This is a genomic window from Pseudoalteromonas sp. CuT4-3, from assembly GCF_035666335.1.
Taxonomy (GTDB): Bacteria; Pseudomonadota; Gammaproteobacteria; order Enterobacterales; family Alteromonadaceae; genus Pseudoalteromonas; species Pseudoalteromonas atlantica.
The window spans coordinates 118,139-140,987 of the sequence record NZ_CP142031.1 but is presented as its reverse complement, the minus strand read 5'-3'; the positions used below and the strand labels follow the sequence as shown (position 1 = coordinate 140,987).

18 protein-coding genes and 2 pseudogenes are annotated in these 22,849 nt (G+C 40.6%); 8 read left to right on the top strand and 12 right to left on the bottom strand.

Translation table 11 applies throughout. The features are described 5' to 3' along the window. Position 1: 1 nt before the first annotated feature. The 7 genes from VOI46_RS17555 to VOI46_RS17525 all read right to left on the bottom strand — a co-directional run bounded on the left by VOI46_RS17555 (position 2) and on the right by VOI46_RS17525 (position 10,042). Positions 2–640, bottom strand: coding sequence for a TetR/AcrR family transcriptional regulator (locus VOI46_RS17555; RefSeq protein ID WP_282338013.1), 639 nt, complete (start codon positions 638–640; stop codon positions 2–4). Between the two features lie 78 nt (positions 641–718). Continuing rightward, complete coding sequence (locus VOI46_RS17550; protein ID WP_004588752.1) at positions 719–2,134, bottom strand: efflux transporter outer membrane subunit; 1,416 nt, start codon at positions 2,132–2,134, stop codon at positions 719–721. Further along, a complete protein-coding gene (locus VOI46_RS17545) occupies positions 2,131–5,265 on the bottom strand; it encodes an efflux RND transporter permease subunit (RefSeq protein WP_004588753.1) in 3,135 nt (1,044 codons plus the stop codon). The genes VOI46_RS17550 and VOI46_RS17545 overlap by 4 nt, the downstream gene beginning before the upstream one ends. 12 nt (positions 5,266–5,277) lie before the next feature. Continuing rightward, positions 5,278–6,447: an efflux RND transporter periplasmic adaptor subunit gene (locus VOI46_RS17540; protein ID WP_282338011.1), complete on the bottom strand. Its 1,170-nt coding sequence runs from the start codon at positions 6,445–6,447 to the stop codon at positions 5,278–5,280. Between the two features lie 258 nt (positions 6,448–6,705). Then, positions 6,706–7,986: a hemolysin family protein gene (locus VOI46_RS17535; RefSeq protein WP_282338010.1), complete on the bottom strand. Its 1,281-nt coding sequence runs from the start codon at positions 7,984–7,986 to the stop codon at positions 6,706–6,708. Positions 7,987–8,101: 115 nt separating this feature from the next. Then, positions 8,102–8,812 carry a transporter substrate-binding domain-containing protein gene (locus VOI46_RS17530; protein ID WP_004588756.1) on the bottom strand — a complete coding sequence of 237 codons (711 nt, stop codon included), beginning with the start codon at positions 8,810–8,812 and terminating at the stop codon, positions 8,102–8,104. Between the two features lie 120 nt (positions 8,813–8,932). After that, positions 8,933–10,042 (bottom strand): arginase family protein, encoded by a 1,110-nt coding sequence (locus tag VOI46_RS17525; protein ID WP_282338009.1) that lies wholly within the window; start codon positions 10,040–10,042, stop codon positions 8,933–8,935. A gap of 435 nt (positions 10,043–10,477) precedes the next feature. On the opposite strand from VOI46_RS17525, the gene udp reads away from it, so the two are divergent. Beyond that, positions 10,478–11,233 carry a uridine phosphorylase gene (gene udp, locus VOI46_RS17520; protein WP_004588758.1) on the top strand — a complete coding sequence of 252 codons (756 nt, stop codon included), beginning with the start codon at positions 10,478–10,480 and terminating at the stop codon, positions 11,231–11,233. Positions 11,234–11,314: 81 nt separating this feature from the next. Here udp and cdd read toward each other — a convergent pair whose 3' ends face one another. After that, complete coding sequence (cdd, locus tag VOI46_RS17515) at positions 11,315–12,241, bottom strand: cytidine deaminase (protein ID WP_282338008.1); 927 nt, start codon at positions 12,239–12,241, stop codon at positions 11,315–11,317. 107 nt (positions 12,242–12,348) lie between these two features. Then, complete coding sequence (ppc, locus tag VOI46_RS17510; RefSeq protein WP_004588760.1) at positions 12,349–14,994, bottom strand: phosphoenolpyruvate carboxylase; 2,646 nt, start codon at positions 14,992–14,994, stop codon at positions 12,349–12,351. A gap of 120 nt (positions 14,995–15,114) precedes the next feature. Here ppc and VOI46_RS17505 point away from each other — a divergent pair, with 120 nt between their 5' ends. From VOI46_RS17505 to VOI46_RS17480, 6 genes and pseudogenes are all read left to right on the top strand, one after another. Then, on the top strand, positions 15,115–15,513 hold the full coding sequence (locus VOI46_RS17505; protein WP_004588761.1) for a DUF393 domain-containing protein: 399 nt from the start codon (positions 15,115–15,117) through the stop codon (positions 15,511–15,513). After that, the gene (locus tag VOI46_RS17500; RefSeq protein WP_004588762.1) at positions 15,510–16,232 is read left to right on the top strand and encodes an SDR family NAD(P)-dependent oxidoreductase; all 723 of its coding nucleotides are present in this window, start codon (positions 15,510–15,512) and stop codon (positions 16,230–16,232) included. Before VOI46_RS17505 ends, VOI46_RS17500 begins: the two co-directional genes overlap by 4 nt. Before the next feature lie 9 nt (positions 16,233–16,241). Further along, positions 16,242–16,853 carry a flavin reductase gene (locus VOI46_RS17495; protein WP_138579135.1) on the top strand — a complete coding sequence of 204 codons (612 nt, stop codon included), beginning with the start codon at positions 16,242–16,244 and terminating at the stop codon, positions 16,851–16,853. A gap of 148 nt (positions 16,854–17,001) precedes the next feature. Next, entirely contained in the window at positions 17,002–18,138 is a 1,137-nt protein-coding gene (locus tag VOI46_RS17490; RefSeq protein ID WP_024602346.1) for an ISAs1 family transposase, read from the top strand. 108 nt (positions 18,139–18,246) lie between these two features. After that, positions 18,247–19,465: pseudogene (locus VOI46_RS17485) on the top strand (Xaa-Pro peptidase family protein). A gap of 110 nt (positions 19,466–19,575) precedes the next feature. Then, entirely contained in the window at positions 19,576–20,235 is a 660-nt protein-coding gene (locus VOI46_RS17480; protein WP_324738308.1) for a DsbA family oxidoreductase, read from the top strand. A gap of 189 nt (positions 20,236–20,424) precedes the next feature. Here VOI46_RS17480 and VOI46_RS17475 read toward each other — a convergent pair whose 3' ends face one another. From VOI46_RS17475 to VOI46_RS17465, 3 genes are all read right to left on the bottom strand, one after another. Continuing rightward, positions 20,425–20,907: a hypothetical protein gene (locus VOI46_RS17475; protein WP_138724996.1), complete on the bottom strand. Its 483-nt coding sequence runs from the start codon at positions 20,905–20,907 to the stop codon at positions 20,425–20,427. 448 nt (positions 20,908–21,355) lie between these two features. Then, positions 21,356–21,886, bottom strand: a complete 531-nt coding sequence (locus VOI46_RS17470) for a hypothetical protein (RefSeq protein WP_004588768.1) — start codon at positions 21,884–21,886, stop codon at positions 21,356–21,358. 57 nt (positions 21,887–21,943) lie between these two features. Further along, positions 21,944–22,183: a hypothetical protein gene (locus VOI46_RS17465; RefSeq protein ID WP_039972390.1), complete on the bottom strand. Its 240-nt coding sequence runs from the start codon at positions 22,181–22,183 to the stop codon at positions 21,944–21,946. A gap of 197 nt (positions 22,184–22,380) precedes the next feature. On the opposite strand from VOI46_RS17465, the pseudogene VOI46_RS17460 reads away from it, so the two are divergent. Further along, positions 22,381–22,586, top strand: a pseudogene (locus VOI46_RS17460) (DsbA family protein); the annotation flags it as partial. Positions 22,587–22,849 lie beyond the last annotated feature (263 nt).

Here is a 22,849-nt window from a genome sequence, read left to right as displayed (position 1 = left end):
TTCAGGACGGGACATACTCGGTTTTATCAAACGGCATTAGCAAGGTTTTCATCGCAGGCCTTAGCGCGATTAACACCGTTTCTTCGGTGAGTTCAGGGTAGAGCATCTTACGAAGCAGTAACCCCGCCATCATCGAAAAAATAACGTTAATGCGGCTTTCAAGTTCGTGTTCATCAGTGTCTTTAAGTGCACTACGTTCACTGGTGAGTAGTTGGCGCATGCGCCCCCGTGCTTGAATATCCATATCTCGTAAAAGCGAGGCCACTTTACTATTGCGACCCGCTTCCGCCATCATGTCTAAATCAACCACACAGGCACCGGTATCCATATGCCTTTGTACACCAATGTTTAAGCCATCTATAAGCGCTTGCAGAACATCACCTGGGTGATCTTCAAACTCTTGAAAGATAGAAAACATTTCTTCCATGTCTTTAGCAATAATACTTTCAATTATTGCCTCTTTGCTTTCAAAGTAGTTATATATATGCCCAGCGCTCATGCCTGCCGTACGGGATATTTCGGCCATGCCTGCGCCATGGTATCCCTTGCGTTTAAAACACTCTGAGGCAGCACTCAGCACCTGCTCTCGCCTAGCTTGTGCTAATGCTGGGTCTATATGCCTTTTAGCTTTCGTGCTCATAACCCTACTCCGGTATTAAGCGCATACTTAATACAGCGTAAGCTCATTGCATAGCTTAACTTAACAACACCTTTCATTTTACTGCTCTTGCACAGGTGTTTTAGCTATATTCCAGCCGCCACCTAAAGCTTTATACAAATTAATTTGGCTGGCAAGGTAAGCCTGCTGACCTGTTATTAACTGCTGTTGAGCCGAGTACCACGTACGCTGTGCATCAAGTACCTGTAGGTAGCTATCAGCGCCTTTTTCGTAACGCATTTTTGATAAATCGTACGTTAGCTGACGCGAACTAATTAGCATATCAAGGGCATCAAGTTGCTCTTTGTAGCCTTCTCTATCTGCTAATGCATCGGCAGTTTCACGAAACGCATTTTGAATTTTTTGCTGGTACGTCGCCACCGCAATTTCTTGATCGGCCTTTGCCACATCAAGATTTGCCTGATTACGTCCCATAGTAAAAATTGGTAAGTTGATTGACGGTACAAAGCTCCACGTCCCTGAGCCTGAATCAAACAAGCCACTTAAATCACTAGACGTACTGCCCGCAGTCGCGGTTAAGCTAATGCTTGGGTAAAACGCCGCACGCGCTATACCTATATTCGCGTTAGCGGCTAATAAAGCATGCTCAGCGGCTTTAATATCAGGGCGCTGTGTTAATAAATCAGAGGGTAAACCAACCGGTACTTCTGGTAAATCCAGTAAATTAGTTAACGAGTTTGTCGGTAATAAATCACTCGATACAGGGCGCCCTACCAGTAAATCTAACGCGCTTTTATCACGTTTTAACAAGCGTTTATATGTTGCTATATCTACTTTTGCAGTGGCAACCGTACTTTTAAGCTGCTCAAGCGTAATTGCCGATGTAGCGCCTAAATCAAAGCTTTTTTGCGTAAGCGAGAGCGACTCCTGCTGCGAGCTTAATGTTTCTTTAGCAAGCTCTAATAGCTGTAAGTCAGTTGCGTAGTTTAACCAAGCATTGGCAAGCTCAGCAATGAGTGAAATTTGCGTGCTGTATTGCGTAAGCTCAGTGTTATAGAGGTTTTGCAGGGCTTGCTCAGACTGGTTACGTACCTTACCCCAAATATCTAATTCATAAGAGGTAATACCGACCGTTGCGCTGTACTGTGAGCTAATACCTGCTTCACCCGTACTGGTTAAATCAGCCGGTAAACGTTGGCGCGTAGCCCCACCATTAAAATCTAATGAAGGGTATAAACCCGAATCTTCAATTTGGTACAAACCGCGTACACGCTGCACATTTAATACCGCTATTTGCATATCTTTATTATGCTCAAGGCTCAAGCTAATCAAGGTTTGCAATTTTTCATCATTAAAAAATTGCTGCCAATGTAACTGCTGCGCTGCTGCTTGTTCAGTGTCAGATACATAAGTATCTGGCACTGGTAAAGCAAGGTCTTTTTGCTCAGGGGCTAGTTGGCAGCCACTTAAAACAACTAATGTAATTGCGCTTAAAGTGAAGCGTTTAATGCTCATTGTGCGCTCTCCTTTATATCGTCGGTGTTTTTCATTGGAAATACACGACGAACTAAAACAAAGAATAACGGCACAAATACCACCACTAAAATAGAAGAGGCAAGCGTACCACCTATAATCGAAATACCCAGTGCATTTTGCGCACCTGAACCAGCACTTGAGGCAATAGCAAGCGGTATAACACCACAAATAAAGGCCATTGAGGTCATTAATATTGGACGTAAGCGTAAGTGTACTGCTGCAATAGCCGCATCGACTAACCCTAGGCCTTCTTGCATTTTATGAATCGCAAATTCTACGATTAATATTGCATTTTTAGAGGCTAATCCTATGGTGGTTAATAAACCTACCTGAAGGTAAATATCATTAGATAAACCTGCCATTACCGCGGCAACCGTCGCACCAAATATACCTAATGGCACAATAAGCATAACCGCAAACGGTACAGCCCAGCTTTCATAAAGCGCTGCTAAACATAAAAATACAAACAATAGCGATATGCCGTAAAGTAACGGTGCTTGGCCACTGCTAGAGCGCTCTTGAAACGAGATACCCGTCCACTCAGAGGCAATTCCATTAGGAAGTTGTTTAACTAAGCGCTCCATTTCATCCATTGCTTGGCCAGTACTGTAACCTGGTGCAGCAGTACCTTGAATTTCCATTGCTGAAAAGCCGTTATAACGCTCAAGACGTGGTGAACCATAGGTCCAATACGAACTTGCAAAGGCTGAAAATGGCACCATATCGCCGCTGTCATTACGTACATACCACTTATTTAAATCCTCTGGCACCATACGTCCTTGCGCTTCACCTTGTAGGTAGACCTTTTTAACGCGGCCACGGTCAATAAAGTCATTAACGTAACTACTACCCCACGCAGTTGATAGCGTGCTGTTAATATCAGCCTGAGACACACCGAGTGCTTGTGCTTTAGCAAGGTCAACATCAAGTTGCAGCTCGGGCATATCTTCTTGTCCATTTGGACGCACGCCCGCTAAAATTGGACTTTGGCTTGCTAAACCTAATAACTGATTTCGTGCAGCTAAAAGTGCCTCATGGCCAAGGCCTACACGGTCTTGTAAGAAAATATTAAAGCCATTAGCAGTTCCCAGCTCAACAATTGCAGGTGGCGGAAAGGCAAAAACAAATGCTTCTTTTATCGTTGAAAAGTAGCCCATCGCTTTACCTGCAACACCTTGAACAGATAACTCGTCACGCTGACGCTCATCCCAATGTTTAAGATTTATAAAGGCAATTGCTGAGTTTTGACCAGAACCTGCAAAACTAAAACCAGTCACGGTTAAAATACCGTTTACTGCTTCAGATTGATCGTTTAAAAAGTGATTTTCTACCTTTTTAACAACCTCAAGCGTTTGCTGTGTTGTAGAACCCGCTGGTAATGAAACTTGGTTAAATAAAATACCTTGGTCTTCGTCTGGTAAAAACGCCGTTGGTAAATGCGAAAATACATACACCATGCCACCCACTATCACCGCGTAAATAAGTAAATAACGCTTAGAGTGGTTGATCATTCGGCTAACAAAGCCTTGCGCACCGCTATTAGTTTTATCAAACCCACGGTTAAAGCCAGAGAAAAATTTGCCAATAAATGAGGTGTTATCGTGAACGTGGCTTGGTTTTAAAAGCGTTGCACACAATGCAGGTGTTAAAATAAGTGCCACCAATACCGAAAGACCCATCGCCGATACCAGTGTAATAGAGAACTGACGATAAATAATACCGGTAGAACCACTAAAAAATGCCATTGGAATAAATACAGCCGAAAGCACCATAGCTATACCTACCAGCGCGCCTTTAATTTCATCCATAGATTTTCGTGTTGCTTCAAGCGCTGAGAGTTTTTCCTCGGTCATTAAGCGCTCTACGTTTTCTACAACAACGATTGCATCATCTACCAATAATCCTATGGCAAGTACCATCGCAAACATGGTTAATGTATTTATTGAATAACCAAAGGTGTATAAAATACCAAACGTACCAAGTAAAACTACAGGCACGGCAATAGTTGGAATAAGTGTTGCCCTAAAGTTTTGTAGGAACAAATACATAACTACAAATACTAAAACAACGGCTTCAATTAAAGTGTGAATAACTTTTTCGATAGAGAGCGATACAAATGGCGTTGTGTCGTAAGGTACAACCGCATCTAACCCTTCAGGAAAAAATGGCTTTAACTCTTCAATTGCTTTTTTAACACCTTCAGCTGTATCAAGTGCGTTCGCGCCACTGGCTAATTTGATACCTAAGCCTGATGCTGGTTGTCCATCGTAACGTGCAACAACACGGTAGCTTTCACCGCCAAGCTCTACTCTAGCAACGTCCTCTAGACGCACAAAAGAGCCATCTGGATTGGTTTTAACTAAGATTTGTTCAAATTGCTCTGGCGTTTGTAATCGGCTTTGCGCCGTTACTGTAGCATTAAGCTGCTGACCATCAACCGCTGGCATACCACCAAGTTGACCAGCAGATACTTGTGCATTCTGTGCAGAAATAGAGGCGCTGATGTCGGCAGGTGTAAGCTGATAGTTTTGTAGTTTTGCAGGGTCTAACCAAATACGCATCGCGTACTGAGAACCAAACAGCTGTACTTCACCTACGCCTTCAACACGCGAGACAACGTCTTGCACGTTTGATGAAACATAATCGCCAATATCAATATTGGTCATGCTGCCATCTTTAGACACAAAAGCATAAACCATTAAAAAGTTACGCGCTGATTTTGCAACTACCACACCTTGCCTTTGTACGGCTTCTGGTAATAGTGGAGTTGCTGTAGCTAGTTTATTTTGCACTTGAACTTGTGCAATATCAGGGTCAGTTTCAGCGCTAAACGAAAGTGTAAGGGTTGCTGAACCACTCGACTCAGACGTAGATGACATATAAAGCAAGCCATCAAGCCCTTTCATTTTTTGCTCAATAACTTGCGTTACCGTATCTTCAAGTGTTCGTGCAGATGCACCAGGGTACGTTGCAGTAATACTCACTGCAGGTGGTGCAATTGAAGGATACTGCGAAATAGGTAAACTCCTAATCGCCAAAATACCTGCAAGCATCACTACAATAGCGAGTACCCAAGCAAATATCGGTCTATCGATAAAAAATCGTGACATTAAAACTCTCCGTTATTGCGCTTGATCGGCTTTAGCAGACGATTGAATTTCAGATGGGTTCACAGGTGCACCAGGGCGGATTTTTTGTAAACCTTCAACTATTAACTTATCGCCATCACTTAGGCCATCAGTAACAAGCCAATCAGAACCAATAGTTCTATCTACTTTTAATACGCGGCTTTCTACTGTGTTGTCTTTACTGACAACCATTGCTGTTGGTTCGCCTTTTGAATTACGGCTAACGCCACGTTGCGGAGCTAAAATAGCACCCGCTTTAACACCTTCCACAATAGAAGCTCGAGCATACATGCCAGGCAGTAATAATTTTTCTGGGTTTGAAAATTTAGCACGCAGTGTTACTGAGCCAGTACTTGGATCAACGGTCACTTCAGAAAACTGTAATGTGCCTTTATGAGGATAAATAGAGCCATCTTCCATAATAAGTTCAACGTCAGTTTGATTAGCCGAATCGACAGTTAGAGCACCTGATGATATTGCTTTTTTAAGTTGGGTAAGCTCATTACTTGATTGTGTTAAATCGATATAAATTGGATCTAACTGAGTTACTGTAGCAAGTGCTGTACTTTGATTGGCACTTACAAGTGCACCCACTGTTACGCTTGATTTACTAATTTGACCACTAATAGGAGAAGAGACGTGGCTGTAATCGAGATTAATTTGCGCTGATTTTAACTGCGCTTTAGCTGTTAATAATTCAGCATTAGCTTGCTTGTATGCGGCATCTGCTTCATCAAAGTCTTGCTGACTTACGGCTTTAATTTTTAAAAGCTCGCTATAACGCGACGCTTTTGATTTAGTGCTGGCAATACTTGCCTCAGCGCGGGCCACAGCTGCTTCGCTTGCTGCTAGGTCAGCTTCAAACGTAGCGGGGTCAATTTGATAAAGCGCTTGGCCTTGCTTAACTTGAGCACCTTCTTTAAATAAACGCGATTGCACAATGCCACTTACTTGCGGGCGGATTTCCGCAATTTGAAAAGCACTAATGCGACCGGGAAGCTCCTTTTTTAGTGTAAGCTCTTGGCTTTTTAATGTAATTACACCAACAGGTACTGCTTGTGGAGCTGAAGCTTGTTGCGAGTCAGCTGCTTGGTCGCAACCTGTTAAAGCAACAGATCCAACGAGGGCTGTTAATACAAATAAAGCGATGCGAGAACGCTGCATGTTAAATACCTTTTAGTCTATTTATGTCTAGAGTGAACGATCATTCTAAAGTAAATCTAAACGAGAATAAATTAAAATGGGTGCAAATTTACACTAACTTACAGTTGCAAAATTAAACTACGCCATAGGTTGTAGAAGGTGTTAATTTGATGAAAAATAAAACGGACAAGTATGAAAAATAAACTTTGATGCGGTGCGTTATTTATTAACCTGCAACAAAAAAGCCAAGCTAAGCTTGGCTTTAATGCAAATTTATCACTATTTATTTATACGAGACACCAATAATTGCTCAACCCTTGTGCCCTCAACATCAACCACCTCAAATTTAAAGCCATTAAAGGTAAAGTACTCAGCACGTTTAGGTATACGCTTCATTGTGTATATTAAAAAGCCAGCCACGGTTTCAAAGTGCATTTGATCAGGAAATTCTTCAATGTCTAATACTTTTGCTAAATCAGAAATCGGGGTTAAGCCATCCACTAACCACGAGTCCTCATCGCGGGCAATAATAAGTTCATCACCTTGATGGGTAATTAAATCTCCCATAAACCCTTTCATTAAATCTTTTACGGTAACAATACCGACTAACAAGGCATATTCATTTACTACCACAGCAAACGGTTTTGCAGCACTTTTAAACGCATTTAGCGCTTCAGACAGGCTTAGGGTTTCAGGTAAATAAAACACGTCTGTTTCAATCAGCTCTTGCTTAATATTAGCTGGCTCACCCTTTAGTACTTGTCGTAGTATATCTTTTGACTCAACAGAGCCGCGTAATTTATCTAAATTACCCGAGACCACTAAAAAATGATTATGGGGGTTTTCAATAATTTTGGTGGCTATATCGTGGCTGCTTTCATTTAAGTCAAAATAAACTATTTGGTCGCGTGGGGTCATTACACTTGATAAAAAGCGTGCTTCTAGTTCAAACACATTGCCAATTAGCTCATACTCTTGTTGTTGTAAGCTGCCGTATTCTGCGCCCGCGTCCATCATCGCCACAATGTCTTCGGTGGTAACAATGTCTTCTCGCTCTGCGGGTACTTTAAATAAACGCAGTACAAAATTAGTTAAACCATTAAAAAACATCACTAATGGCGTAAGTGCAAAAGTAACCCATCGCATTAATGTTACCACACGCACAGCCACCGCTTCGGGCATGATCATCGCTAAACGCTTTGGCATTAAATCAGCAAATAATATAAACAGCGAGGTAATGGTAAAAAACGAAAATAAAAAACTAATTTTTTCAAGGTGTACACCTTGATAAAAAAGCACCAAGATACTTTGTACATAAGGCGATAGCGCTTGTTCGCCCACTATTCCGCCTAAAATAGCAATCGCGTTTAGGGCAATTTGGATCATCGCAAAAAACGCCCCAGGGTTTTCTTGCAGTTTTAATACCGCGGCCGCGTTATCACTGCCTTCATCGGCCATTACCCGCAGTTTAATTTTACGCGACGCTGCAATAGCAATTTCCGACATGGCAAACAACGCACTGATCAAGATCAATAAGCTAATCCCGATTAAATCACCCATTTAACGCTCCAAAAAGTTAGCGCTTTTTCAATAAAAAGCAGCTGATTATAGACGCTTTTTTAAACGCGGCAATTTATATTTATGCTTTTACAGGCTAAATTAATAAGCCATTGAATTAGCGTTGTTTATTTTTCTTTTTTGCTTCATCGAATGCCAGCGAAAGTCTATCTTGTAGGCTTTGCGGCATGTTTTTATTACAGGCAAAGTAAAGGGGGGAGTGTTGTGTATTGAGCGTAAATATAGGCTCTAATAATTTAAGCTTTGGCTCAAACTGTGCGCGGTAGTTAAATTGTTTTTTACTTAAAATAACAAAGTCGAGAATATCGTGCCGTGTGCTTATTAATTTATCTATTTTGTCTAAGTTATCAATTATCAATAAGTTTTTAGCCTCACTAAAGCCACGCTCTAGCAGATAATGGTGGCTAAAATTATCCCTAAGCACCGCTGTTTTATATTTTTTAGCGTCGTTAAGCGTTTTTAAGCGAATGTTACGTGATTTAAGGGCATAAATAGCAGAGTCAAAACTTTCAAGCTCAGCCACCCAGCTAAACTTATCTTCTCGCTTAGGTAACCTTACAATAGAAAATATACAGGTATTCGTATCTCTTAATACTGCGTTATAAGACACAGCCCAACTATGCGCTAACATAGTGTATTTAATATCTGTATTGGCGAGCGCGTTTCTCACTTTATCTACAGAGCGCCCTGCAAGTTGGTTGTTTTCGTCAATGTATTGAAAGTCGGGGAATACTTCGGTCACTATTGTAATTTCAGCTGCATTGAGCCTTATGCATGCAAAACACAACAAAAATAAGTACAGCTTCATTTAGCTTCGCCTCAAAACTAAAACAGATATACACCAACTATAGCCGAGGGTAACCGAACCGCTAGTTTTTAACCTAGCCCTATACGCTGATAGGACTAGATTTTTTTAAAGACTAACCTGCTATCTATTCATTGCACTAATTAAGAACGCTGAAATTTTAGCGCCTTCACGTAATGTTGTTTCTGAACTTGCTTGGCCTACTAATGAGCTGTCGGTAAATGGCGCTATTTCCATCATGTCGGCGCCAGTAATTGGAAACTCATCGGCAATAGCTTGTAAAATATCCAGTGCATGTTGCGGGGTTAAGCCGTTATCTTCTGGTGTGCCCGTGGCTGAGGCAAATTCGGCATCGAGTGCATCTATGTCAAAGCTTACGTAAACTTCATCTACTTTATCGGCTTTAAGCTGCGCAATGGTTTCATCAGCAACCGCTTTTGCACCACGCTCTATAATTTCATTAGCCCAATGTTGTTTTACACCAAAGGTGCTTTCCCAGTGCGATTTAGGTTTACCGCTTGAGCGAATACCAAACTGGATTAAATGATGCGGTGCAGGTAAAAACTCTAATATATGCGTACACCACGAGCCAAAGCATAAATCTATCCCTAAGCGCTCTACTAATAAATCGGTATGCGCATCAAAATGAATAATAGCAGTACGTTTGCCTTGCTCACGCTTAGCTTTTAAATACGCTTTAGTTAGTGGGTAGCTGATTGAGTGATCGCCCCCAATACCAAATATGCCTTTATCTTTAAATGTGGCGTAAAAACTGTCACACACATCTTCGGTAATAGAAAGCGGGCTTACGTAGTAATCATCGTTTTTATCGCCGTATAGGGCTTTTTGGCAGTTTGAAATTGTGGCGTCGTTTAAGTATTTATCATGTAATAAATGCGGGATAACGCGTACATCACCTAAATCAAAAGAGCGGCACTGGGTTTGCTGATCAATCAAGGCTGAGCGTAAAAATAATGGCCCCCAGTTTGCGCCACGTAAAATACCGCCGCCACAATCTGAGCTAATACCTAACATAACCGCTTTGTGAGAAGATTCGGGTAATTGTGTTAAAGAATCGCGCCACAAAACATCAACATTTTCGCTTTGCCCATACAATTTATTACGTAATGCCGCTTTACGCTCTTTCGCGGTATTAACTGTAAATACACCATCGCCAGGTGCACATAAACAGTGCTCTACTTTACGTTTAAACGCGTCAAATTGTGTGCTCATAATAAATCCTATACTTGTGTGTTTTATTCATGTGGTTTTGATTAGTTATGCAAAAACTAAAATTATCGACCTATTTGCAAATATCGCGTAATGCGCTCACTTATTGCTCAAGCATTATTTACGCGCTTATATAAAAGCCGTTAAAATAAAGTCAAAATAAAACCGTAACTATTTGTTATTAAATAACTAAAAATGCTTTAAACCACGTATTGATAAATTTAAATTATCACCATAATCAATACATATAGACTCTCAATAAACAAGTCAACCACCCACCTTTTAACGAACTTTAAGCCTTTGATTTAATATTCAATGTGAATGAATAAAGCCATCATTTATAAGTATTTTTCAACATCGGACATACGTCCTGTACTTAGTTTACATTTGCCGTAATGATGCTAGATTGACAACAAATTTTTATAAAAAGGCTTAGTTATGGAAAAGGTATTTCACTTAGGATTATGTATTGACGATTTAAAAGGGGCTGAGCTTGCTATTGTCCCTGGTGACCCAGATCGTGCTGCACGCATTTCTCAATTCCTAGACAACCCAACCTGCCTTGCTCAAACACGTGAGTTTCATGTTTATTTAGGCCAGTTAAATGGTCACTCTGTGGTGATTTGTTCAACCGGTATTGGCGGCCCTTCAACCTCTATTGCTGTAGAAGAGCTGGCACAGCTTGGCGTACGTACTTTCTTACGCATTGGTACTACTGGGGCAATTCAGCCACATATTAATGAAGGTGATATTTTAGTAAGCCAAGCGTCTGTGCGTTTAGATGGCGCAAGCCAACACTTTGCACCACTTAGCTACCCTGCGGTATCTGACTTTTTTGCAACTCAAGCTATGGTGCAAGCGTGTAAAAACCTAGATATCGACTTCCACATTGGTATTACTGCCTCAAGCGATACATTCTACCCAGGGCAAGAGCGTTACGATACGCATTCGGGTTATGTACCTAAGTCATTACAAGGTAGCTGTGAAGAATGGCAAAACCTAGGCGTGATGAACTATGAAATGGAGTCTGCTACCTTATTTACCATGTGTGCAGCGCTAGGCCTTAAAGCGGCGTGTGTTGCCGGTGTATTGGTTAACCGTACTCGCCAAGAAATTCCAAACGTTGATCACGGTGAAATTGAGAAAAAATCAGTGGCTGTGGTATTAGAAGCTGCAAAAGTACTATTAGGCTAATGCCTTTTTAGCGCTTTAATAAAACGCATAAAGCACAGCAATTGCTGTGCTTTATTGTTTTTAGCTTAATCTAAATTCTGGTTACCTTAGCTCTGCGCTTATCACTTCTATTTCTGGCAAATTGCTAAAGCTTGCAAGTACCGCACGTGCTACTCCCCCTTGGTTTTCATGACCTTGGGTTTCTAACAGTGTAATTGCTTTAATCGTTTTATCGTTAAAGCTTAGACCCGCTAAAAACAATTGACTAAGCGCACTTTGTAGTGGCGAAAGGCTTGGGCTGTAAGCCGCGTTTTCTGCGTAACTGCCGTAAAAGTCACCATTATCAAAGGTGCTTATTTTAACTGCGCTAAAGTTGTTACTGTAAGGTACGTAGGCCATTAGCGCCATGGCTGCTAGTTTTTCATCGAGAGCTGTATCTGCAAATGTGTATTGCTGCTGTTTTGGGTTAAACAGGCTAAAATCGTTGCCTAAATCAGTGGGGCCAAATGAATGCGGTAATAAATCAGCTAATTTAAAGTGCTGATCTGGTAGTAAAATATCAAACTCTTTTGCATCAGCCAGTTCGTTCATAAACTGCCTGCAATAACCACATGGGGCATCGCTAATTGCTATTTTTAGTATTTTTTTTGCGCCATTTAACCACGCATTGTTAATCGCCGACTGCTCTGCATGCACGACTAAACTAAGCGCTTGGTGATCAAACTCGACATTAGCACCAAAATAAAAATTTATATCACCTTGCTCATCAAGTGCTTTAACAATAGCTCCCACATGAAAATGAGAAACAGGAGCCACCGAAAATTCAGACGCTAAAGGCACTAAACCTTGTAATAACGCGTCATCAGATACATTAAGTTGCGCGCATAATTGGCTAATATCGTTAGGATGTAAAATACCGCGCTGGGCTTTTAATTGGCTGCGTAATGCTTGAGTTTGCGTAACGCTTAATGAGATATGTGAATTTGTGAGTGCTGTGTCTTGTTGCACAGTAAAAGTTGCTGATGCCATAACATATTATAATTATTTAATGGCTAAGTAGTTTAAAAGGTTAGACGCCTAAATGCCAGCAAAAAAAGGGAGCACACTGTGCTCCCCTGTTTTTTAGTTAAAGTAGACTAACCAGTATTGCGCATACCTGCAGCAATACCTGTCATAGTGATCATTAATGCATTATCAATATCACCTTCACTTACTTTATCGCTTGAGCGCGAACGGCGCAGCAGCTCAACTTGCAGTACATTAAGCGGATCGGTGTACGGATTACGCAGCGCAATCGACTCTTTTATCCATGGTTGATCTGCCAATAAGCTATTTTGAGGGCTAAGCGATTGCACTAAGCTAATTGCTTCTTCTAGCTCTTTACGTAACGAGGTACCCAGTGGTTTGTACATATCTTCCACCAGCGCGTTATCGTAATGCTCACTTAACCAGCTATCGGCTTTACTAAATACCATTTCTAGCATTTCAAGACGTGCTCTGAAAAATGGCCATTGCAGGCTCATTTCGTGCAGTGTTTCTATGCCGTATTTATCGAGTGCCGCTTTTAAGCCTGTTAATGCACCAAGCCATGCAGGTAACATTAAACGGTTTTGGCTCCATGCAAAAATCCATGGAATAGCACGTAAGCTCTCAACCCCACCATTTGGGTTACGTTTCGCAGGACGCGAGCCCAATGGTAATTTAGACAGCTCTAGCTCAGGCGTTGCCATTCTAAAGTAAGGAACAAAGTTTTCATCATGGCGAACCACATTACGGTAGTGATCGCACGACTGCTCGCTTATCAACTTCATCACTTCACGCCATTCTTGCTTAGGCTCTGGCGGTGGTAATAAGTTACTTTGCAGTACAGCACCCGCGTAAATATTTAAACTTTGCAGTGCTACATCGGGTAAACCAAACTTAAAGCGGATCATTTCGCCTTGCTCAGTTACACGCAAGCCACCTTTTAATGAACCAGGCGGTTGTGAATGCAGTGCTTGTGCAGCAGGCGCCCCACCGCGCCCTACCGTACCACCACGACCATGGAATAAAACAAGTTCAATGCCGCGCTCATCGGCAAGCTGCACTAGTTTATCCATTGCTTCGTACTGTGCCCAGCCTGCGGCCATCATGCCGGCATCTTTAGCTGAATCAGAATAACCAATCATGACATTTTGGGTATTTTTAATATGCCCGCGGTACCATACGTTATCAAGCAACGTGGTAATTACATCGCTACCGGCGTTTAAATCGTCAAGCGTTTCAAACAAAGGCGCTACTGGTAAATCAAACTGACAGCCACTTTCTTTTAAAAGCAGTTGTACAGCTAAAATGTCAGAGGCGGTACGCGCCATTGAAATAATATACAAGCCAAATGTTTTTTCATCTTGCTTAGCTATTACATCAAAGGTGTCGAGTACTTCTTGCACCTCTGGACTTGGTTGCCAGTTTTTAGGAATAAGCGGACGGCGTGAGTTAAGCTCGGTAAGCAAAAATGCTTGCTTATCTTGCTCTTGCCATTGGTTGTAATCACCTAAGCCTAGGTGGCGTGTAAGCTCAGAAAACACATCGCTGTGGCGGTCTGAATCTTGGCGCACATCAAGTTTTGCCAAACGCAGGCCAAAGCTATTTATACGGTGCAGTAAATCAAGTAATAAACCATCGGCGACAACTTTCATGTTGCACTTTAATAAAGAGCGATAGCACACCTCTACTGGGTGCTTGATTTGATTTATATCAGTGATTAAGTCTTCTGAATCGCTGCGCTTATTCTTAATTTTTGCACCTAAATGCACCACTGTTTCAGAGACTTGGTTTTTAAGCTTTTTAAGTACAGCGCGATAAGGTTCAAAGTCTTGTCCTGCCAGCTCAATTAGCTCATCGCTTGCATCTGACATGCTCAGCTCTGCGCTTAGCGTGTCAATATCACGGCTGTATAAATCAAGCGCCATCCAACGACCATGATCAAGTACTTGCTGTGTTACCTGTGCAGTTACAAATGGGTTACCGTCACGGTCTCCGCCCATCCAAGAGGTAAACTCAATGGGGCTGTAATCAATTGGGAGCTCTAAACTTAAATGCTCTTTAACTTGATCTGAAAACTCACGTAAAAAGCGTGGCACAGCGTGCCATAAGCTGTTTTCAATAACAGCGTATCCCCATTTAGCTTCATCAACTGGGCTTGGGCGAGAACGACGAATATCATCAGTGTGCCATGCTTGGCTGATAAGCTGAGCGATACGGTTTAAAATAGCTTCACGCTCTTGTGGTAAATTGTCTTTGCGCTCAAGCGAGGCTAGACAATCACTTAATTCTACGTGTTTATTAATGATGGTACGGCGCGTCACCTCGGTTGGGTGAGCGGTTAATACTAAGTTTATGTGGAGTTTTGAGAGTGTTTCGGCCAGATGATTACTATCTAATTGGCCTTCTTTTGCTTTTGCAGTTAACGTTTTTAATGTTTGAGTGAGAGGGTTTAGTTGGCAAAAACCAACATCATTAAAACGCGAAACAGTGTGGAACTGCTCTGCTACATTAGCTAAATTTAAAAAATGATTAAATGAACGGGCAACCGGTAAAAGCTCTTCATCACTAAGCGCATGTAGTACCTCAATTAGCGCTTGTCTGTCGTCTTCGTTACCACTGCGAGATGACTTTGATAAAGCACGAATTTCCTCTACTTTATCTAAAATCGCTTGGCCTTGGGCATCTTTAATAGTTTGTCCTAGTAGCTGCCCAAGTAAATTAACATTACCTCGCAAGGCGGCATATTGTTCACTCATTTCTCAGTCTCCTTTGTTTCATGGAATGCTATTAATATCATCATGAGCGCAGATTTAATAGATCCATTTGCAATGGTGAATCGTAATTAGCTATATGTAAATTATTAGAAAACGGCTTTTATGATCATTTTTTACGACGCCAGCTGCCCGCTTTGCAATACCGAAATGCAGCACCTTAAAGATGCTGATACTAAACATAAAATTGTTTTAGAAGACCTTAATAGCCACGATTTTAGCGCACGTTATCCAAGTGTTAATAAAGACAAGGCCATGGCTATATTGCATGCAAGGTTACCAACTGGCGAGATGATTTACGGCTTAGATGTTACTTATCAAGCGTGGAGAACAGTAGGAAAATACCGCTGGTTGAAAATTTTTCGCTTGCCAATAATTCGCTACTTCGCTGATGCCGCCTATATGTTTTTTGCAAAACACAGACAAAAAATAAGCCGTTTGCTCATGCCAAACGCCTCCTGTTTAAACGGCCAATGCACTGTTAATACAAAGGACAAACAATGAAAACAATTGTTTTATTTGGTGCCAGCAGCGCAATAGCACAGGCTTATATTGAGCACCTACAAATAAATGCCCCCACAGTGCAAGTTATATGTGTTAGCTCAAAAAAGGCAAAAACAAATAGTAATGTTGTTTACCTAAAGAGCGATTACACAGCGCAAAGCTTAGCCAAGGTTACAACTTACTTAAAAGAGCAAAATGCCGATATTCAACAAGTCGTTATGTTTAATGGCACTTTACACAACAAAACCCACATGCCAGAAAAAAAGCTAGAAGAGCTAAACGCAGACTATTTTAACGAATTATTTAATTCCAACACACTCACTCCCTTGCTGTGCTTGCAGAGCATTTTACCGCTGTTAACACATAAAACGCAGTGCACTATAACGGCGCTCAGTGCGCGTGTGGGCAGTATTAACGATAATAAATTAGGCGGTTGGTATACATACCGCGCATCTAAAGCGGCCTTAAACATGCTATTTAAAACCGCAGCGGTAGAACTGGCGCGCCGAGCTAAAAATACTAAACTGGTGTTATTTCATCCGGGCACTACCGATACAGCACTTTCAAAACCATTTCAAAAAAACGTACCTGCGGATAAGCTTTTTAGCGCTGAATTTGTAGCTAAACAGCTTTTTACACTTACGTTTAATAACCCTCATTTAGAACTTAACGGTGAGCCCGCCTATTTAGATTGGCAAGGCGAAGCCATACCCTGGTAAGGACCTTTAATGCATTTTACTAAAGAGCGCATAAACGCACTTGAAAAACACACTCGTACTCATTTAATTAATTCACTTTCGGGTTTTAAAAGCGCCAACTTAATTGGCACGCAAGACAAGCAAGGCAATACAAATGTAGCTATTGTTAGCTCGGTTATTCATTTAGGGGGTCACCCGCCATTGGTTGGCATGATAATGCGTCCTAATAGCGTGCCTCGCCATACGTTTGAAAACATCATAGAAACCGGCTGTTACACCATTAACCAAGTTAATAAGGCCATATATAAGCAAGCTCATCAAACATCAGCTCGCTACGATAAAGGCGAGTCAGAGTTTGACGCGACAGGTTTAACGCCAGAATACCTAAATGAATTTACAGCCCCGTTTGTGCAAGAGTCGCGATTAAAATACTCTGTAAAATACGTTGAGCACCAACACTTAGCCGTTAATGGCACCGAGCTGGTTATAGGTGAAATTACCGATGTGTATTTAGATGAAGCTGCGCTGCAAAGTGATGGCTTTTTAGATTTACAAGCCATTGAAACAGTGGCTGTAACAGGGCTTGATAGTTACCACACTAGCAATAAATTATCGCGTTTACCTTACGCTAAAAAACCTTAGCATGAATGTTGTCGCATAATATTGAATTATGCTTTTACATTAAACACAATGCCTAACACCAATCTCACGGCAAGATCATTATAAATTGAACTTATAGAATATGTAGTGATCAGATCAAGGCATAATAATCACCTTGGTCACGTAAAATATGAGCGCTACTTTTCTGAAACACTTTAATTCAATTACCGATCCTCGCATTGAACGCTGTAAAAAGCATGAGCTTATCGATATTCTCCTTTTAGCCATTAGTGCAGTAATCTCCGGTGCACAAGGATGGGAGGATATTGAAGACTTTGGGCATCTAAAACTTGATTGGTTAAAAAGATATGGCGCTTTCAACGCGGGTATTCCAAGACACGACACCATAGCCCGTGTCATTTGTCGGTTAAAATCAGATGAAATAGAGCATGCATTTCAATCTTGGATATCTTCACTTATTGAAACCACGGGTGCTGATATTATTGCTATGGATGGAAAAACTGCACGTCGTTCATTTACAACCAAAGATAGAAAAAGTGCTTTACATACCGTCAGTGCATGGAGCTGCCAACACCAGTTAGTTTTAGGGCAAACAGCCGTTGATAGCAAAACAAATGAAATCACAGCCATACCTGAGTTACTCACCATGCTAGATATTGAAAATAGCATCATTACACTTGATGCTATGGGCTGCCAGCAAGAAATAGCGAAACAAATAATTAAACAAAAAGCTGATTATATCCTAGCGCTCAAAGGTAACCATTCAGGTATGCAGAGTGAATTAGAAGCTTGGTGGCACAAGAGTGAGCGCGAAGGATTGACCAATAGCAACTATGATAAACATACCGAAATAAGCTCAGGGCATGGGCGCATTGAAACAAGGGTTTGTCAGCAATTGCTTATTGATAAAAGCTGGTTAGATAAAATCTACCAATGGTCTGGCTTAAAGAGTGTTATTCAAGTAACCGCTGAGGTTCACGATAAATCATCAGGTACAGACACGATAGAAACGCGTTGGTATATTAGTTCGTTAGCGTTAGGTGCGGAGCAAGCTCTTAATGCGGTACGAAGCCACTGGCAGGTTGAAAGTATGCATTGGATGTTGGATATGAACTTTAGGGAAGATGAATCAAGAATCCGTAAGAAGCAAGGACCCCTTGTTTTTAACGTAATGAGAAAAATAGCCATGGCGTTATTTAAACAAGATACAACTAAAACAGCCAGTATGGCGAGAAAAAAGAAAATGGCAGGGCTAGACGATGATTATCGCTCAACCCTGTTAGAATCTGGGATTAAAATGCGCTAGCCGTGACACCAATCTGCTTATTGGGCCTTTTTAACATTTTAGTGAAATTTAATATGTTAAATTGCTCAAGAATTTATGCAGCTTGGTATTGAAACCAAGGAGACTTTTATGGCCACACTAGGCGTTGGTACACACAAGCGAGCAAGCATTAGCGGGATTAAGCAATATGACCGCCAATGTAACCCCTATTCAAGCAGATGAATATTTACAGCGCATTGCAAAAGCACAAGCTTATATGCAAGCAAATAATATAGATGCAATTTATTTAAATGCAGGTACAAACCTTACTTATTTTACAGGTATGAAATGGTATGCAAGTGAGCGCATGGTTGGTGCCATTTTACCCGCTATAGGCGATGTACAATACATAGCCCCTTATTTTGAAATTGGCACCCTAAACGGCTTTAAAGTGATTGAAGGCCCCATTCATGGATGGCAAGAACACGAAAGTCCATATGCGTTATTTGTAAGTGTACTCAAGCAGCTCAACATTAATGACAATGCCACAATAGGCATTGATGAAAGTGCACAGTTTTTTATATTCGACGGTATAAACAAAGCGCAAAAAGGCCTAAATATAGTTAATGCACAGAGCGTTACTGCACATTGCCGCATGCATAAGTCGGTAAACGAATTAGCGCTCATGCAATGCGCAATGGATATGACTTTAGCTGTACATCAAGCAACTGCAAGCATGCTTTACGAAGGTATTACCACCACAGAGGTAGAAGCCTTCATTAAAAAAGCGCATCAAAAAGTAGGCGCCCCCGGTAACTATTTTTGTATTGTTTTATTTGGTGTGGCGACCTCATTTCCACATGGCGTTAAAGATGCGCAAGTGCTTAAAAAAGGCGATATGGTATTAATAGATACCGGTTGCAAAGTGCATGATTACCTTTCAGATATAACCCGCACCTATGTATTTGGTGAGCCAACAGTGCGCCAGCGCATGTTTTGGGATCATGAAAAAGCAGCGCAACTCGCCGCCTTTAGTGCTGCAAAAATTGGCGCTACGTGTGAAGCAGTTGATGCCGGCGCTCGTCACTATTTAGCGGCTCAAGGATTGGGGCCACAGTACCAAACACCGGGCTGCCCGCATCGTACGGGCCATGGTATTGGCTTAGACATTCACGAATGGCCTTATTTAGTCGGTGGAGACAAAACCCCACTTGCACCTGGCATGTGTTTTAGTAACGAGCCAATGCTAGTTATACCTGATGAATTTGGTGTACGTTTAGAAGATCACTTTTATATGACCGACAACGGCCCACATTGGTTTACACAACCAAGTTACAGTATTGACGACCCGTTTGGGCTTAACGCTTAAACCCTTTATAAAGAGCAGCAATTAGCTGCTCTTTTTAGTTTGAGGATTGATAATGCATACTTCATCCCAATATCCTCTGTTATACCAAAGCAATCCGCAAAAGGATGAATATGAAAAACTTTAAAATTGATATCGTGTCAGACGTAATGTGCCCATGGTGCGTAATAGGTTATAAAAACCTAGAAACAGCGCTTGGCCAACTTAAAGACGAGATGAGTGCAGATATTACGTGGCATCCTTTTGAGCTAAACCCTGACATGCCGCTTGAAGGTCAAAATTTAAACGAGCACCTAATCCAAAAGTACAACCTGACTGAAGAGCAAGGCGATGAAAATCGCAAAAACATGTTCGAAGCAGGTCAGCGTGCCGGGTTTACCTTTAATTTTGATGGTGAGCGCATCATGATCAACAGCTTTGATTTACACCGCCTACTTACTTGGGCGCGTGAAGAAGATAAGCAAACCGAATTAAAGCTTGCCATGTTTGAAGCACACTTCACCGATTTAAAATACTTAAATCAGGAAGACGCTTTGCTTGATGTAGTAGAAAGTGTTGGCCTTGATAAAGAACAGGCGCGTAGTATTTTACACTCAGATAAATACGTTCAAACAGTACGCCAAGAGCAAGACCGCTTTAAGCAACTCGGTATTACTTCAGTCCCTACATTTATTATCAACGATAAATACGCAATCAGTGGCGGACAACCAAGCGACTCATTTATTCAAGCACTAAAACAAATTAGTGAAGAAGAAGCCAAACAAGACGCTTAAAAAATAAAGTTTAAAATTAAAAAAGGCTGCACATCGCAGCCTTTATTTATCTTAGTTAGCATTTTTTGAGAAGCGTTTAAACAACGTACTCAATATTTAAGAATTTAATCTGGCCCTGAACTTTGAACGCCCTCTCTATAGATACCCAACAGTTAGATACTTCAAAATAAAATCTGCTTATGGTGCAAATTAAATAATGCTGCCTTTTAACGGACTCGTTCTTTTTCTGGATATGCTAAATTTTTTATCTGTATTTTTAGCATAGTGATAAAAATTCAAGCTAGTCTGCGTGACATCTTCAATAAACCACCCAGGTATCTTAACTAAAGAATAACCATATTTAGAAAAATGTATCTCAATTGATTTAATCACGGGCTTTTCAACAATTGTGATTTGGTCTGCTTTACTTAAATCTATAACTTTTTCACCTTGGATCAATGTCTGCTCATTTAAATCGACAATAATCGGTTTATTTTTAAAAAAATCAACAAGAAAATAGGTAATAAATACCGGTACGAGAATAATTGATAATTGGCGCAGTGTTACAGCTCTAAAGTAGGTCTCTTTATGAGACCAAGTATCAGGCGTGGTGAACCATATTATGAAGATATAAACCGCTAGCGCTAAAGTCCAACGGTGTAGGCGAAAAAGCTTTTTAAAGTCAAACGTCAATGTCATTCTTTTTAGCATTAATTTAATCTCACTTTCATTCGTATGCTATAAGCGTTCCCCACATGTGTAAGTGACTTAAATTTAAATATTTGGTCAATTTCGCTATCGAGTTTAAAGTTGTTAGCACTTTTTAGTTCCTTTTCAGTAAAATACAAGTTAATTCCAAGGCTATTTAAGCTATTAATCTCATCATATGTCTGCAATCCATCTTCGTTTTTGTCATTCCAAATAAATAACTTTTCAAAAATTGGATCCAAATTGTTTATTACTATCATAATCAAACGTCATTAAGCCCTCTAAATCAGTAGCAGATTTCTTCGGAGAAAATAGAGAAAACATAATTTCAGTGCGTTTGTCTATAATGCCAGAACCATTCCAATCAGCAATAAGAACAGCATTTCCTTTAGTGGGCCAACTTAACTTATCAAGAATCCCATCATTATTTACATCAAAAATATGGTGAATTGTCTAAATTTGTATAGGAAAGACCATCACCATCTAAGTCCAATATTATAGGGCGAATACTACAACCGGCGTTTCTACGTTTATGTGGAGGGATCATTGAACAAATAAGATCATCGATAGCATCGTCAGCTAATTTAAAAATACTTGGTAAGCCAAACTTTAAGTTAATAACATTCAGAAAATCTTTATAATTAAATCGCTCTAAGTTTTTATCGCCCCACGCCTCAATTTCAGGAAGTACGACCATAGCAGACACCATGACCACTCCAGTTGTCAATGCGACGGGGGCACCAGCAACAATAGCAATACTTCCGCCTGCGGTCATTGCCAAACCAACTAAAGTTGTAGCTAATTCACTTCCAGCGTAACCCCACACCTCATTGACTAAGTGGTTTGAAATCTGCGCATTGCTATTAATTGTAGAAATCAAAGCATTTGCTTGTCCTAACGATTTGGTAAGCTTCGCTGCCATATCTGGATTAAGGTCATAGCTAGACAAAATGTAGTTAACCAAAACCTTTACCTGCAAAATCGATTAAATAAAATCTGCGGTCTGTTCGTTATCCCATATTTATTTATCATTCTGACTTTCTAAAATATCTTGAAGATCTCCCATTTTCATATAATTGGGATAAGGGTTATCTAAAATATAGTAGATATTTGCTCGATAACTGTTATACCAAATAGAAAAATCAACATTAACAGTTCCACCATTAGAAATGTAAGCTTTTGTTTTTGTACACTTTTCACTCTCACTTTCGGTATTGCAGTCCATTGCAGCATAACTATTTACTGAGAGCAATGTAGCCAATGATAAAGCTGATAATTTTTCATATTTAAAATCCTTTTTTATTATATCAATATATTAAATGTTGTTATTACACTTATTATGTTAACCCTTCGCACAAAAGTAAATCAATAAATTAACAAATTGATTTGAAAAGGGTACATGAAACTGATTTAAATTAGAGTAATGTAAGTATTATTTGCATTACTGGATGTGGTAGAAAAGACACAGCTCGTGATATTTTACACTCAGATAAATACGTACAAGCGGTTCGCGAAGAGCAAAATAACTTTAAGCAAATGGGTATTACTTCAGTGCCTACTTTCATGCTAAATGATAAGTATGCGCTTACCGGTGGGCGCCGAGTGAGTCATTTATTCAAGCACTTAAGCAAATTAGTGAAGAAGAAGCCAAGCAAGACGCTTAGCAAGTAAGCTGCTGTTTAACATATATAAGGCTGCGCAATGCAGTCTTATATGGTTTTAAAGGTGCAGCGTGACTTAACTGTCTACGTCAGCCGATATTTCTATAAGCTTTTAACAAAAACCCTCTGCAACTCAAACCTTACGCTCTGCACTTTTATAAAAGTGCTGGCACTATACGTGCATTGTCTATTTTGTGTTCTTAATGAGTGTGCTGCGCGCTATTTTATTTCAAATGCCACGTAAATATTACAAGGTGCTATTAACT